Here is a 13,362-nt window from a genome sequence, read left to right on the forward strand (position 1 = left end):
AGATTCTACTGGCGGTTTCTGCAGGCCAGCGCCACGGCCGGGTTTGTCTCTTGCTACGAGACGCCCGTCACGCCGGAGTCCGGCCGCTCGTACGGCAGCAGCTCCGGACGCTTGGCCGGCCGGCCGTCGCCCGAGGAACGGCCGGTCAGCCGCCGCCCGATCCAGGGGCCGAGGTGCTCCTTGGCGAACCGCGCGTCCGCGAGGCGCCGGGCCGCCCAGCCCGGGGGCGCGGCCGGCGGCAGCGGTGCGCGCCAGTCGTCCTCGGGGGCAAGGCCCAGAGACTGCCACACGGCCTCGGCCACCCGCCGGTGCCCCTCGTCGGTCAGATGGAGCCGGTCGACGTCCCACAGGCGCGGGTCGCCGAGCGCGGGCGCCCCGTACAGGTCGACGACCAGCGCGCCATGGCGGGCGGCGAGCTCGTCGACGTACCCGAAGAGCTCCTCCATGCGCGGCCGGAAACGCTCCATGACGGGGCCGTTGCGGCCCGGGCTGCGCATCAGGACCAGCAGGCCGCAGGCCGGTGCCAGCTTCTCGACCGCCTCGGTGAGCAGCCCCCGCACCCGCCCCATGTCGCACTTGGGCCGCAGGGTGTCGTTCAGCCCGCCGACCAGGGTCACCACGTCCGCCTTCATGGCGGCGGCCCTGTCCACCTGCTCCTCGACGATCTGGCCGATGAGCTTGCCCCGTACGGCGAGGTTCGCGTACCGGAAATCGGGGCTCCGGGCTGCCAGCCGTGCTGCGAGGAGGTCCGCCCACCCCCGGTACGTCCCGTCGGGCAGCCGGTCCGACATACCTTCGGTGAAGCTGTCGCCGACGGCGACAAGGCTGGTGTAGGTGGCATTCATCTCCATGGCGGGAGCGATCATACCGTGCGGTATGCGCGCGGCCCCGCCCGAGCCCCGAGCCCGGAGCCCGGAGCCCGGAGCCCGGGGCGGCTTCCGGCGACGCCCCGGGCCCCGGGCCCCTGACTCCTACGGCGCCGCCGGCCGGCCCACCAGCTCGCGCAGGACGTCCTCCATCGTGACGAGGCCCGCCGGACTGCCGTCCTCGTCCAGGACCGCCGCCAGGTGCGTACGGCTGCGGCGCATCGCCGTCAGGACGTCGTCCATCGGCGTGGCCGCCCGGACCCGGGCGATCGGCCGCAGGGCCGAGACCGGGAAGGGCAGATCGCGCGGCGTCACGTCCAGGGCGTCCTTCACATGCAGATAGCCCAGGATCCGGCGGCCCGAGTCGATCACGGGGAAGCGGGAGAAGCCCGTCTCGGCGGAGAGCGCCTCCAGCCCCTCGGGAGTCGTGCCGACCTCCGCGTACACGACCTTCTCCACCGGCATGACCACGTCCCGCACGGGGCGGCGGCCCAGCTCCAGGGCGTCGTGCAGCCGCTCCGCCGCACGGTCGTCGAGCAGACCTGCGACGCCCGCGTCGGTCACCATCCTGGCCAGCTCGTCGTCCGAGAACGTCGCCGAGACTTCGCCCTTCACCTCCACCCGCATCAGCTTCAGCAGACCGTTGGCGAAGGCGTTGATCGCGAAGATCACCGGGCGCAGCGCCCGCGCGAGCGCGACCAGCGGCGGTCCGAGGGCCAGCGCGGAGCGGGCCGGTTCGGCCAGCGCGATGTTCTTCGGGACCATCTCGCCGAGCAGCATGTGCAGGTACGTCGCCACGGCCAGCGCGATCACGAACGAGATCGGGTGCACCAGACCGTGCGCCACTCCGACCGCGTCGAAGACGGGCTCCAGGAGATGCGCGATGGCCGGCTCGGCGACGATGCCGAGCACCAGGGTGCACAGCGTGATGCCGAGCTGCGCCGCGGCGAGCAGCGCCGCGACATGCTCCAGACCCCAGATGACGCTGCGCGCCCGCCGGTTCCCCTCCTCGGCCTGCGGCTCGACCTGGCTGCGGCGCACGGAGATCATGGCGAACTCGGCGCCCACGAAGAAGGCGTTCAGGACCAGGGTCAGAAGGCCGATCAGCAGTTGGATCGCGGTCATCGGCCCGCCTCCCCGGTCTCGTCGGACTCCTCGGCGTGCGGTGCGTGCATCAGCACCCGCGCGGCCCGGCGCCCGGAGGCGTCCACCACGTCGAGCCGCCAGCCGCCCAGGTCCACCCGGTCGCCGACCGAGGGGATCCGTCCCAGCGCGGTGGCGAGAACACCCGCCAGCGTCTCGTACGGTCCGTCCGGCACCCGCAGGCCGATGGCCTCCAGCTGATCGGTGCGCGCGGCGCCGTCGGCGGACCAGAGCTCGCGCCCGTCCGCGTCGACACCCGCCCGCGCCAGGTCCGGCGTCTCGTGCGGATCGTGCTCGTCGCGCACCTCGCCGACGACCTCCTCGACGATGTCCTCCAGCGTCGCGACGCCGGCCGTGCCGCCGTACTCGTCGATGACGACCGCCATCGTCTGCTTGCCCGACAGCCGGTCCAGGAGCCGGTCCACGGTCAGCGTCTCCGGGACGAGCAGCGGCTCGCGCAGCATGTCCCCGATGCGCCGGCGGGGCCGCTCGTCGGCCGGTATCGCCAGGACGTCCTTGATGTGCGCGATCCCGACCACCGAGTCGAGGCTGCCCCGGTAGACGGGGAAGCGGGACAGGCCGGTCGCGCGGGTCGCGTTGGCGACGTCCTCCGCGGTGGCCTGCACCTCGAGCGCGGTGACCTGGACGCGCGGGGTCATGACGTTCTCCGCGGTCAGCTCGGCCAGGTTGAGGGTGCGTACGAACAGCTCGGCGGTGTCCGCCTCCAGCGCGCCCGCCTTGGCGGAGTGGCGGGCGAGCGCCACCAGCTCCTGCGGGGAGCGGGCGGACGCAAGCTCCTCGGTCGGCTCCATGCCGAGCCGGCGCAGGATCCGGTTCGCGGTGTTGTTGAGATGGCTGATCAGCGGCTTGAAAGCGGCGGTGAAGATCCGCTGCGGGGTCGCCACCCGCTTCGCGATCGCCAGCGGCGAGGAGATGGCCCAGTTCTTGGGGACCAGCTCGCCGACGACCATCAGGACGACGGTCGACAGGCCGGTGCCGATGACCAGGGCCACCGAGGAGGCGACGGTGGTGGACAGGCCGAGGTCTTCGATCGGGCCGCGGATCAGCGTGGCGATCGAGGGCTCGGCGAGCATGCCGACGATCAGATTGGTGACCGTGATGCCGAGCTGGGCGCCGGAGAGCTGGAACGTGAGCGACTTGACGGCCTTGAGGGCACTCGCCGCGCCGCGCTCACCTCGCTCCACGGCCCGTTCGAGCTCGGACCGCTCGACCGTGGTGAGCGAGAACTCGGCCGCGACGAAGGCACCGCACGCGAGCGAGAGCAGCAGCGCCACCACGAGCAGAAGCACTTCGGTCATCGGTTCACCTCCGTCCCATGATCAGTCACGGGCAGAGGGATCGCGCGGTTGGTACTGGGAGGCTCGCCCATGGGCGGACGCTCACACCTTTCGGTCGTGCGGTTCTCGGCGGTGCGAGAGAGAGGTACCCATGGTAAAGGACGGGCAAAGGTGTTCGGTGATCACCTGTACGCGACGGGCGGCAGCGGCTTGACCCAGCGGGTCCACTGCTCCTCGGGCCCGTACTCCGCCGCACGCCAGGCGTGCTGCCCCAGTGTGTTGCGGTCGAGCACCATCGCGTCGGCGCGCCGTCCCCCCAGCCGTACGAACCGCTCCTCGGCGGCGGCGAGCAGAGCGCCGCCCACGCCCTGGCGGCGGTGGTCCGGATGGACGGCGAGGCGGTAGAGGTGGCAGCGCCAGCCGTCGAACCCGGCGATCACCGTGCCGGCCAGCTCGCCGTCGCGTTCCGCGAGGAGGAGGGCCTCGGGGTCGCGGGCGACGAGCCGCTCGATGCCGTCGCGGTCGTCGCTGATGCTGGTGCCCTCGGCGGCGACCCTCCAGAACGAGAGGACGGCGTCGAGGTCGGGCGCCACGGCGGCCCGGATGCGCAGTTCGGTCATGATCCGCATCCCACCACCGGCTCCGGCGGTGCGTCGACCGTGTTTCGCGATGCGGAACGCGTCCGGAACGCGTCCGGAACGCGTCCGGAACGCGTCCGGAGCGCTGCGAAACGCGTCCGGGCCGGCCCGTGCGGGCCGGCCCGGACGTCGTGATCAGACCAGGTCGAACCGGTCGAGGTTCATGACCTTGTCCCACGCGGCGACGAAGTCCCGCACGAACTTCTCCTTCGCGTCGTCGCTCGCGTAGACCTCCGCGAGCGCGCGCAGCTCCGAGTTCGAGCCGAAGACGAGGTCGGCGCGGGTGCCGGTCCACCGGATCTCGCCGGTGGCCGCGTCGCGGCCCTCGAACTCGTCCTGCGCGGAGGACGTCGCCTTCCACGTCGTGCCCAGGTCGAGCAGGTTGACGAAGAAGTCGTTCGACAGCGTGCCCGGCGTGGCCGTGAGGACGCCGTGCTTCGACTGGGCGTGGTTGGCGCCGAGGACGCGCAGACCACCGACGAGGACGGTCATCTCGGGCGCGCTGAGGGTCAGCAGGTTCGCCTTGTCGAGCAGCAGGTACTCGGCCGGCAGGCGGTTGCCCTTGCCGACGTAGTTGCGGAAGCCGTCGGAGGCCGGCTCGAGCGCGGCGAACGACTCGACGTCCGTCTGCTCCTGCGCGGCATCGACACGGCCCGGCGTGAACGGCACCTCGATGGCGTGGCCGCCGTCCTTGGCCGCCTGCTCGACGGCCGCGGAGCCGGCGAGCACGACCAGGTCGGCCATCGAGACCTTCTTGTCGCCCGCGGAGTTGAACGACTCCTGGATGCCCTCGAGGGTACGCAGCACCTGCGCCAGGTCGTCCGGGTTGTTGACCTCCCAGTTGCGCTGCGGTTCCAGGCGGATGCGGCCGCCGTTCGCGCCACCGCGCTTGTCGCTGCCGCGGAAGGAGGAGGCCGCGGCCCAGGCCGCGGACACCAGCTGCGCGACCGTGAGGTCCGAGCCGAGGATCCGCTCCTTGAGGGAGGCGATGTCGGCGGCGTCGATCAGTTCGCCCTCGCGCGCCGGCAGCGGATCCTGCCACAGGAGAACCTCGGAGGGGACCTCCGGGCCGAGGTAGCGCACGATCGGGCCCATGTCACGGTGCGTCAGCTTGTACCAGGCGCGGGCGAAGGCGTCCGCGAACTGGTCGGGGTTCTCGTAGAAGCGGCGCGAGATCTGCTCGTAGACCGGGTCGAAGCGCAGCGACAGGTCCGTGGTGAGCATCGTCGGCTTGTGCTTCTTCGACGCGTCGTGCGCGTCCGGGATGATCGCCTCGGCGTCCTTGGCGATCCACTGGTTGGCACCGGCCGGGCTCTGGAAGAGCTCGTACTCGTACTCGAAGAGGTGCTTGAAGAAGTCGTGGCCCCACTGCGCGGGCGTGGTGGTCCAGGTGACCTCCAGGCCGGACGTGATGGCGTCCGCGCCCTTGCCGGTGCCGTACGCGTTGGCCCAGCCCAGGCCCTGTGCCTCGATCGGGGCGGCCTCGGGGTCGGCGCCGACGTTCTCCGCCGGGCCGGCGCCGTGGGCCTTGCCGAAGGTGTGGCCACCGGCGATGAGGGCGACGGTCTCCTCGTCGTTCATCGCCATGCGGCGGAACGTCTCGCGGATGTCGCGGGCCGCGGCGATCGGGTCCGGGTTGCCGTTGGGGCCCTCGGGGTTGACGTAGATGAGGCCCATCTGGACCGCGCCGAGCGGGTTCTCCAGCTCGCGGTCACCGGTGTAGCGCTCGTCGCCGAGCCAGGTGGTCTCGGGGCCCCAGTACACGTCCTCGTCGGGCTCCCACACATCGGCGCGCCCGCCGGCGAAGCCGAAGGTCTTGAAGCCCATCGTCTCCAGGGCGACGTTGCCGGTGAGGATCATGAGGTCGGCCCAGGAGATGGACTGGCCGTACTTCTGCTTGACCGGCCACAGCAGGCGGCGGGCCTTGTCGAGGTTGCCGTTGTCCGGCCAGCTGTTGAGCGGCGCGAAGCGCTGCTGGCCGGCGCCGGCGCCGCCGCGGCCGTCGCTGATGCGGTACGTGCCGGCGCTGTGCCAGGCCATACGGATCATGAGCGGGCCGTAGTTGCCGAAGTCGGCCGGCCACCAGTCCTGCGAGGTGGTGAGCACCTCGGCGATGTCCCGCTTCACGGCCGCGAGGTCGAGGGCGTTGAACGCCTCGGCGTAGTCGAACTCCTCGCCGAGGGGGTTGGCCACGGCGGGGTTCTTGGCAAGGATCTTCAGATTGAGCCGCTCCGGCCACCACTGGCGGTTTCCCCCGCCCTGGGTCGGGTGCGCGGCACGGCCGTGCGCGACCGGGCAGCCACCCGTTCCCTCGGCTTTCGCGTCGGTGACGATTGCGTCGTGGTTCTCGGACATGGGAATCCTTCCGGACGGGGCGGATCGCGGAGCTCAGCCGGGGCGGCCCCGGCAGGGGGCCGCGCCGCCCGTACCGGAGTCATGTTGTCCCTTGGCTATTGCCGGAAGCGATCCTACAATGGACAGAGTCCAAGTCAAGAAGAACGTCAAACCCATACCCATCGGAAACCCGCGCGCCCACTGGTGAACTTCGCGTGTCCCGCCGAAGCCGAAGCTGAATAGGTGAACCGATATGAGTGACCTGGTGGAGCGGCTGCGCGCGCGTGGCTGGCGGATGACCTCCCAGCGGCGCGTCGTCGCGGAGGTCCTCGACGGCGAGCACGTCCACCTCACCGCCGACGAGGTGCACGCTCTGGCGGCGCGGCGGCTGCCCGAGATCTCCCGGGCGACCGTCTACAACACCCTGGGCGAGCTGGTCTCCCTCGGAGAGGTCGTCGAGGTCACCACGGGAGGCCGCGCCAAGCGCTACGACCCCAACGCGCACCACCCGCATCACCACCTGGTGTGCTCCGCGTGCGGCACCATCCGCGACGTCCGGCCGACCGGGAGCCCGCTGGCCGACCTCCCGGCGGAGGGGCGGTTCGGCTTCACGGTGTCCGAGGTCGAGGTCACCTACCGCGGCCTGTGCCCGTCCTGCGCCTGAACGACGGCGAGCACGCCCCCCCCGCGACCTCAGCCAGTGCGCAGCTTCTCGATCACCGGCCCGAACGCCTCCATGGAGTCGTCCAGGACCGTCAGATACGAGAATCCGTACCGCGCACGCTGCTCGCGCAGCCGGCCGGCGATCTCCCGCACGCTGCCGACCGCGAGCAGCGGCAGCTCCATGACCTGCTCATGGCTCAGATGCGAGACGTACGGCAGGAAGTCCGCCACCGCCGCCTCGCGGTCGTCGGTCACGACGACCCGCTGGAGCAGCAGGTTCAGTTCGGCGGGCGCCGCGCGCCCCGCCTCCTTCTCGAAACGGCGGTACGTGGCCACCCGCTCGTCCATCTCCTCGGGGGAGAGGACCTCCACCCGGCCGCCCTCGGTGCGCCCTCCGGCGAACGCCATGACATCGGCGTGCCGTGCGGCGAGCCGCAGCACGCGGTCGCCGTTGCCGCCGACCAGCAGCGGCGGGCGAGGCGCCTTCGCCTCATGGAGGATCCGGTACACCTCCTCGACCGTACGGGTCAGATGGCCGACCCGGGCGCCCGGCGGCGGGAAGTCGATCCCCGCCCGCTCGTGCTCCTCGCGCACATAGCCCGCCCCGAGCCCCAGTTCCAGACGGCCCCCGGTGAGGGCGTCCGTCGTCATGACCTCGCGGGCCAGCAGGGCCGGGTTCCAGAACCCCGCGTTGAGGACGAAGGTCCCGACGCGCGGCCGGGTGGTGGCCTCGGCCGCGGCCACCAGGGACGGGAACGGCGCCGGCATCCCCAGATGGTCCGGGACCAGGATCAGGTCGAAGCCCAGCTCCTCTGCACGGCGGCAGCGCCCGCGCCACTCCGCGCGGGACTCCGGCGCCCTGAGCATGTTCACGGCGAAGCGGAACGGTAATGCCATGGCGGCTCCCCTTGTCGGTGCTAGCGCGGCGGCGCTAGCGTGGTCGTGTGGCCAAGACCCAGCTGAACGTACGCGTGGACGAAACTACCGCCGACACCGCGCGCCGGCGGGCGCAACAGCGCGGAGTGAGCGTCAACCGCTACATCGAGGAGCTCGTCCAGCAGGACGCCGGGGAATCGGGTCGTGCCTTCGTCGAGGCGGCCGCCGACTTCATGAAGCAGTACGAGGCGGTGTTCGCCGAGGAGTTCGGCACGGAGCGCGACCGTTCCGCATGAGTCTCACGGTCGACCTCTCCTGGCTGCTCATGGTGGCCGAACACCAGACGCCCGGCGACCCCCAGGTCACCGACTGGGGCGCGCTCGTCGCCGCGGTCGGCAGGCACGACGCCGAGATCTTCGGCGTCCCCGTCTACAGCGACCCGCACGCCCGCGCCGCCTCCCTGCTCCAACTCCTCCTGCACATCCCGGCCTTGGAGCACTCCAACGCGATGTTCGCCTCCGCCGTCGCCTACGGCTACCTCGTCGCCAGCGGACTCAAGGTCGTCACCTCGCCCGAACAGGTCCGGGACCTGGCCCGCCTGGTCAAGGACGGCGAGGCGGACGTCCGCGCCATCGCCGACGAACTGCGCCAGTGGAGCCGATGAGCTTCTACGTCCGCCGGGCCGTGCCCAACACGCAGTAGGAGGACGGAAGTCGGGGCCCCTCCTCCGGGACGACGAAGCTGCGGTACGTGATCGACTCGAACCCCGCCGCCTCGATCGACGCCACCGGATCGCGCGCGGTGTGGCAACCGCCGAACAGCAGCGGCCAGACGGTGCGGTCGAGGGCCCGTTGGGTCCGGGCCATACCGCGCGAGGGCGCCAACCCGTGCTCGAAGAAGCGGAGTTCGCCGCCCGGGCGCAGCACCCGGTGCAGCTCGGCGAGCGCCCGCGGGACATCCCGTACCGTGCACAGCACCAGGGAGGCCACCGCCGTGTCGAAGGCCTCGCTCTTCACCGGCAGCGCCTCCGCCGCGCCCGGCACCACATCCACCGGCACGTCGGCGCGCAGGGCGGCGTCGGCCGCCAACTTCCGCAGATGGCGCTCCGGTTCGATGGCGACGACCTCGGAGACGGACCCGGGGTAGTGGGCGAAGTTCAGCCCGTTCCCGGCGCCGATCTCGATGACGCGGCCGGTCACACCGGTCAGCAGCTCCGTGCGCAGGGCGCCGATCCCGCCCTTCGTATCGGCGGAGACGCTGAACCGCGCGTAGAAACGGGCGAAGAGGGGATGGTGGACGGCGTCCCGGGGGACCCGGGTGGAACGCGGTGACATCGCGTACCTCCTCCGACGTTCTGAGGCGCGGACGGGGTGATTCTGCCCCGTACCGCACCGTTCAGCCCGTCACGAAGCAGAACTCGTTGCCCTCGGGGTCACGCATCACCTGGAAGGACCCCTGTTCGTCCGTGACGACCCCGCCGACGCGCGCCGCCCCGAGGGGGATCGCCTCGTCGGCCGCCGCGCTCACCTCGGGCACCTCCAGGTCCAGATGGACCCGGTTCTTCACGGCCTTGCCCTCGGGCACCTGCTGAAAGGCGATCCGGACGAACCCGGGCGGTTCGACGTACGACCAGTCGGGGCTCCGGTTGACCGGGTCCCCGCCGAGGAGCTCGGCCCAGAACCGCACCAGACCGGCCGGATCGGCGCAGTCGAAGACGATCTCCTGAACGTGTGCGCGCATACGTCCAGCGTACGGATCGCCAGCGTACGGATCGCCTGCGTACGGATCGCCTGCGTGCGGATGTCCGGCGTACGGATCTCCGGCGGACGTATCGCCAGGCGTACGGATGTCCGGCGTACGGATCAGGGCCGGGCGCTCGCGGCGAAACGCTCCGCGTCCCAGACGCCGCCGAGCGCCGGAGCCAGCCACGCGGCCGCGCCCGCACGGAACTCCGCCGGGTCCAGCGCGCCCACGCCCTCCGGTACGGCTCCCAGCAGCGGCGCTCCGGCCGCCTCCGGCAGATCGGCCAGATTGCAGCGCGCGGCCAGATCCGGCGCGGCCGGCCAGCTGCCGACCACCACACCGAGCTGCTCGATGCCCCGCGCCGCGAGGGCCTCGGCCGTGAGCGCGGTCGCGTTCAGCGTGCCGAGCCCGGCCGGTGCCACCACGAGGACCGGCGCGCCGAGCAGGCGGGCCACGTCGGCGAGGGTGCCGCCGTCCTCGTCGAACCGGACAAGCAGCCCGCCGGCGCCCTCCACCAGGACCAGATCGTGCTCCGCGGCCAGCTTTCCGGCCGCCTCGGCGACCTCCCGCGGCCCCACGGGCGCCATGCCGGCCCGCCGGGCGGCCGTGGCGGGCGCCAACGGCTCGGGGAAACGCCCCAGTTCGGCCGAAGCTCGAGCCCCGGAGAGCCGTACGACCTCGTCCGCGTCCCCACGCTCGTCCGGGCGGAGACCGGTCTGCGCGGGCTTGAGCACGGCGACCGACCGCCCCTGGGCCGTGGCGACGGCGGCCACGGCGGCGGTCACGATCGTCTTGCCGATCTCCGTCCCCGTACCGCTGACGACGATGACGGTCATGGTGTGCCGAGTCCTCTCTGCGTGCCCACGTCGACGCGGGCGAGTCTGTCCACCGGGGCCGGGGGACCGTACGGCCTCTGGCCGTGGCCGGCCGTCGGCATTGCGTCAGACCCCCGGGCCCGGCGGCCCGGTTCCGGGCGCTGCCGTCCGGCCTCCGGCCTCCGGCCCATCGGTCCGGGTCGGAGCCCCGGCGATGATCCGGCCCTCGCGGTCCGGCCACGGGCTCCGGCCCTCGCGGTCCGGCCACCTGCCTCCGGCCCTCGCGGTCCGGCCACCTGCCTCCGGCCCCTGCGGTCCGGTCACCTGCCTCCGGCCGCTGCGGTCCGGTCACCTGCCTCCGGCCCGCTGTGGGGTGCCGGCCTCCCGGTCAGCCCGCCGCCGCGGCCGCGCGTACCGCGGCGCAGATGCGGGCCAGATCCTCGTCGCCGGTCACGTACGGCGGCATGGTGTAGATCAGGTCGCGGAACGGGCGCAGCCACACGCCCGCCCGGACCGCGGCCTCCGTCGCCGCGGCCATGTCGACCTCGTGGTCGAGCTGGACCACCCCGATGGCGCCGAGCACGCGCACGTCCAGGACGCCCTCCACCGAGGCGACCGAGGCGAGCCCCTCGCGCAGCCCCGCCTCGATCCGCTTGACCTCCACCGCCCAGTCCTGGGACAGCAGCAGATCGATCGAGGCGCACGCCACCGCCGAGGCCAGCGGATTGCCCATGAAGGTCGGACCGTGGGCGAGCACCGGTACCTCGCCGCGCGAGATCCCCTCGGCCACCCGCGTCGTACAGAGCGTCGCCGCCATCGAAAGATAGCCGCCGGTCAGCGCCTTGCCCACGCACATCACATCGGGCGAGACGCCCGCGAGCCCGGCCGCGAACAGCGCGCCCGTACGGCCGAACCCCGTCGCGATCTCGTCGAAGATCAGCAGCACGCCGTGCTCGTCGCACGCCTCGCGCAGCACGCGCAGATACTCGGGCGAGTGGAACCGCATCCCGCCCGCGCCCTGCACCACCGGCTCCACGATCACCGCGGCCAGCTCGTCCGCGTGCCGCCCGATCTCCTCGCGCAGCAGCTCGGCGTACGACTCCTCGTACGAGACCGGCGGCGCGCCCACGAAGATCTGGCGCTGCAGCACGCCCGACCACAGCTCGTGCATCCCGCCCTGGGGGTCGCACACGGACATCGGCTGCCAGGTGTCGCCGTGGTAGCCGCCGCGCCAGGTGAGCAGCCGCTGCTTCTCGGGCCGGCCCACCGAGCGCCAGAACTGCAGGCACATCTTGGCCGCGACCTCGACCGCGACCGAGCCGGAGTCACTGAGGAAGACGTGCTGGAGCGGTTCGGGCGTGATCTCGACGAGGCGGGCGGCGAGCCGGACGGCCGGCTCGTGGGTCAGCCCGCCGAACATGACGTGGCTCATCCGGTCCAGCTGCCCGCGGGCGGCCTCGTTGAGCACCGGGTGGTTGTAGCCGTGGATCGCGGACCACCACGAGGACATGCCGTCGATCAACTCGGCCTGACCGTGGACGGGTTCGGCGAGCCTGAGCCGTACCCCGGACGCGGACGCGACGACGAGGGGGTCCGTACGCCCCGGCATGGGGCCGTACGGATGCCAGACGTGCGCCCGGTCCAGGGCCAGCAGGTCGCTGTTACGCATTCGGCGCGAGGTCCGTGCCGGCGCCGCGGCGGCGTACGGCCACCAGGTCGGTGCGCGCGTTCGGCACCTCGGCGGCCGGGGCCTCGGCGGTCGGGGCCTCGGGGGCCTGCGCCGCCGGGGCCGTACCGCCGCACGGACCGCAGCCGCCGCCCGCCTCCGCGTGCGAGCCACAGCCGGTCCCCGCCCCGGCCTCGGCGGTGTGCGAGCCGCAGCCGGCCCCCGTCCCGCCCTCGGAGGCGTGCGAGCCGCAGCCACCGCCCGCCGCCGCGGCGAGCGCGTCCGCCCGGTGCTCGGGCAGCGTCGTCGTACCCGTGCCCTCCACCTCGAAGCCGGCGTCCGCGATCATGTCCAGGTCGGCCTTGCCGGCCTGGCCCTCACTGGTCAGGTAGTCGCCCAGGAAGATCGAGTTCGCGATGTTCAGCGCCAGCGGCTGCATCGAGCGCAGGTGCACCTCACGGCCGCCCGCGATGCGGACCTCGACGTCCGGACAGACGAACCGGACCATGGCCAGGATCCGCAGGCAGCGCTGCGGGGTGAGGTTCCACTCCTTCGCGAGCGGAGTGCCCTCGAAGGGGATGAGGAAGTTGACCGGCACCGAGTCGGAGTCCAGCTCCCGCAGCGCGAACACGACGTCGACCAGGTCCTCGTCGCTCTCGCCCATGCCCGCGATCAGGCCCGAGCACGCCGACAGACCGGCGGCGTGCGCCTTTTGTACCGTGTCCACCCGGTCCGCGTAGGTGTGGGTGGTGGTGATCTCCCCGTACGTCCCCTCGGACGTGTTCAGGTTGTGGTTGTAGGCGTCGGCGCCCGCCTCGCGCAGCCGCTCGGCCTGGCCGTCCGAGAGCAGACCGAGGCACGCGCACACCTCGACGCCCTCGTTCTGCTCCTTGATCGCCTCGATGGTCTTGCCGACCCGCTCCACGTCCCGGTCCGTCGGGCCGCGGCCGCTCGCCACCAGGCAGACCCGCTTCGCGCCGCCCGCCACACCGGCGGCGGCCGCCTGCGACGCCTCGTCCGGCTTCAGCCAGGTGTACTTCAGGATCCCGGCCGTGGAGCCGAGCCGCTGCGAACAGTACGAGCAGTCCTCGGGGCAGAGCCCGGACTTCAGATTCACCAGATAATTGAGCTTCACCCGCCGTCCGAACCACTGGCGGCGCACCTTGCCGGCCGCGGCCACCACATCGAGCAGTTCGTCGTCGGAGGTCGCCAGCACGGCGAGCGCTTCTTCGCGGCTCGGCAGCTCGCGCCGCAGCCCCTTGTCCACCAGCGTGTTCAGCAGGTCCATAAGGGCTGATCCTGGCCTACGGCACGCCCCGC

14 protein-coding genes are annotated in these 13,362 nt (G+C 72.3%); 3 read left to right on the forward strand and 11 right to left on the reverse strand.

Annotation, left to right across the window (positions count from 1 at the left end; all coding sequences use genetic code 11):
• Positions 1 to 53: 53 nt before the first annotated feature.
• The 5 genes from FDM97_RS13800 to katG all read right to left on the reverse strand — a co-directional run bounded on the left by FDM97_RS13800 (position 54) and on the right by katG (position 6,300).
• On the reverse strand, positions 54 to 851 hold the full coding sequence (locus FDM97_RS13800; RefSeq protein ID WP_137994804.1) for an SGNH/GDSL hydrolase family protein: 798 nt from the start codon (positions 849 to 851) through the stop codon (positions 54 to 56).
• 120 nt (positions 852 to 971) lie between these two features.
• Positions 972 to 1,991: a hemolysin family protein gene (locus FDM97_RS13805; RefSeq protein WP_137990704.1), complete on the reverse strand. Its 1,020-nt coding sequence runs from the start codon at positions 1,989 to 1,991 to the stop codon at positions 972 to 974.
• A complete protein-coding gene (locus FDM97_RS13810; RefSeq protein WP_137990705.1) occupies positions 1,988 to 3,328 on the reverse strand; it encodes a hemolysin family protein in 1,341 nt (446 codons plus the stop codon). The genes FDM97_RS13805 and FDM97_RS13810 overlap by 4 nt, the downstream gene beginning before the upstream one ends.
• A gap of 161 nt (positions 3,329 to 3,489) precedes the next feature.
• The gene (locus FDM97_RS13815) at positions 3,490 to 3,978 is read right to left on the reverse strand and encodes a GNAT family N-acetyltransferase (RefSeq protein WP_349775400.1); all 489 of its coding nucleotides are present in this window, start codon (positions 3,976 to 3,978) and stop codon (positions 3,490 to 3,492) included.
• A gap of 102 nt (positions 3,979 to 4,080) precedes the next feature.
• Positions 4,081 to 6,300: a catalase/peroxidase HPI gene (katG, locus tag FDM97_RS13820; protein WP_137990707.1), complete on the reverse strand. Its 2,220-nt coding sequence runs from the start codon at positions 6,298 to 6,300 to the stop codon at positions 4,081 to 4,083.
• Between the two features lie 232 nt (positions 6,301 to 6,532).
• Here katG and FDM97_RS13825 point away from each other — a divergent pair, with 232 nt between their 5' ends.
• Positions 6,533 to 6,943 (forward strand): Fur family transcriptional regulator, encoded by a 411-nt coding sequence (locus tag FDM97_RS13825; protein WP_137990708.1) that lies wholly within the window; start codon positions 6,533 to 6,535, stop codon positions 6,941 to 6,943.
• Between the two features lie 29 nt (positions 6,944 to 6,972).
• Here the strand turns inward: FDM97_RS13825 and FDM97_RS13830 are convergent, their stop codons facing one another.
• Entirely contained in the window at positions 6,973 to 7,839 is an 867-nt protein-coding gene (locus FDM97_RS13830; RefSeq protein ID WP_137990709.1) for a TIGR03621 family F420-dependent LLM class oxidoreductase, read from the reverse strand.
• Positions 7,840 to 7,886: 47 nt separating this feature from the next.
• Between FDM97_RS13830 and FDM97_RS13835 the strand changes: the two genes are divergently transcribed.
• Positions 7,887 to 8,114, forward strand: a complete 228-nt coding sequence (locus FDM97_RS13835; RefSeq protein ID WP_137990710.1) for an antitoxin — start codon at positions 7,887 to 7,889, stop codon at positions 8,112 to 8,114.
• The gene (locus tag FDM97_RS13840) at positions 8,111 to 8,482 is read left to right on the forward strand and encodes a fic family toxin-antitoxin system, toxin component (protein ID WP_137990711.1); all 372 of its coding nucleotides are present in this window, start codon (positions 8,111 to 8,113) and stop codon (positions 8,480 to 8,482) included. Before FDM97_RS13835 ends, FDM97_RS13840 begins: the two co-directional genes overlap by 4 nt.
• Before the next feature lie 4 nt (positions 8,483 to 8,486).
• On the opposite strand, the gene FDM97_RS13845 is transcribed toward FDM97_RS13840, so the two are convergent.
• The 5 genes from FDM97_RS13845 to bioB form a co-directional block, all read right to left on the reverse strand.
• The gene (locus tag FDM97_RS13845) at positions 8,487 to 9,152 is read right to left on the reverse strand and encodes a class I SAM-dependent methyltransferase (protein ID WP_137990712.1); all 666 of its coding nucleotides are present in this window, start codon (positions 9,150 to 9,152) and stop codon (positions 8,487 to 8,489) included.
• Positions 9,153 to 9,213: 61 nt separating this feature from the next.
• On the reverse strand, positions 9,214 to 9,558 hold the full coding sequence (locus FDM97_RS13850; protein WP_137990713.1) for a VOC family protein: 345 nt from the start codon (positions 9,556 to 9,558) through the stop codon (positions 9,214 to 9,216).
• A gap of 122 nt (positions 9,559 to 9,680) precedes the next feature.
• Positions 9,681 to 10,397, reverse strand: coding sequence for a dethiobiotin synthase (gene bioD / locus FDM97_RS13855; protein WP_137990714.1), 717 nt, complete (start codon positions 10,395 to 10,397; stop codon positions 9,681 to 9,683).
• A 367-nt stretch (positions 10,398 to 10,764) separates the two neighbouring features.
• Positions 10,765 to 12,045: an adenosylmethionine--8-amino-7-oxononanoate transaminase gene (locus FDM97_RS13860; RefSeq protein ID WP_137990715.1), complete on the reverse strand. Its 1,281-nt coding sequence runs from the start codon at positions 12,043 to 12,045 to the stop codon at positions 10,765 to 10,767.
• Positions 12,038 to 13,330, reverse strand: coding sequence for a biotin synthase BioB (gene bioB / locus FDM97_RS13865; protein ID WP_137990716.1), 1,293 nt, complete (start codon positions 13,328 to 13,330; stop codon positions 12,038 to 12,040). Before bioB ends, FDM97_RS13860 begins: the two co-directional genes overlap by 8 nt.
• Positions 13,331 to 13,362 lie beyond the last annotated feature (32 nt).

It is taken from the genome of Streptomyces vilmorinianum (genome assembly GCF_005517195.1).
Classification (GTDB): domain Bacteria; phylum Actinomycetota; class Actinomycetes; order Streptomycetales; family Streptomycetaceae; genus Streptomyces; species Streptomyces vilmorinianum.

Bases quoted from the DNA above. Each gene is read 5' to 3' on its own strand.
- FDM97_RS13800 (WP_137994804.1), bottom strand. From the start codon at position 851: ATGGAGATGAATGCCACCTACACCAGCCTTGTCGCCGTCGGCGACAGC.
- FDM97_RS13805 (WP_137990704.1), bottom strand. From the start codon at position 1,991: ATGACCGCGATCCAACTGCTGATCGGCCTTCTGACCCTGGTCCTGAAC.
- FDM97_RS13810 (WP_137990705.1), bottom strand. From the start codon at position 3,328: ATGACCGAAGTGCTTCTGCTCGTGGTGGCGCTGCTGCTCTCGCTCGCG.
- katG (WP_137990707.1), bottom strand. From the start codon at position 6,300: ATGTCCGAGAACCACGACGCAATCGTCACCGACGCGAAAGCCGAGGGA.
- FDM97_RS13825 (WP_137990708.1), top strand. From the start codon at position 6,533: ATGAGTGACCTGGTGGAGCGGCTGCGCGCGCGTGGCTGGCGGATGACC.
- FDM97_RS13830 (WP_137990709.1), bottom strand. From the start codon at position 7,839: ATGGCATTACCGTTCCGCTTCGCCGTGAACATGCTCAGGGCGCCGGAG.
- FDM97_RS13840 (WP_137990711.1), top strand. From the start codon at position 8,111: ATGAGTCTCACGGTCGACCTCTCCTGGCTGCTCATGGTGGCCGAACAC.
- FDM97_RS13845 (WP_137990712.1), bottom strand. From the start codon at position 9,152: ATGTCACCGCGTTCCACCCGGGTCCCCCGGGACGCCGTCCACCATCCC.
- FDM97_RS13850 (WP_137990713.1), bottom strand. From the start codon at position 9,558: ATGCGCGCACACGTTCAGGAGATCGTCTTCGACTGCGCCGATCCGGCC.
- bioD (WP_137990714.1), bottom strand. From the start codon at position 10,397: ATGACCGTCATCGTCGTCAGCGGTACGGGGACGGAGATCGGCAAGACG.
- FDM97_RS13860 (WP_137990715.1), bottom strand. From the start codon at position 12,045: ATGCGTAACAGCGACCTGCTGGCCCTGGACCGGGCGCACGTCTGGCAT.
- bioB (WP_137990716.1), bottom strand. From the start codon at position 13,330: ATGGACCTGCTGAACACGCTGGTGGACAAGGGGCTGCGGCGCGAGCTG.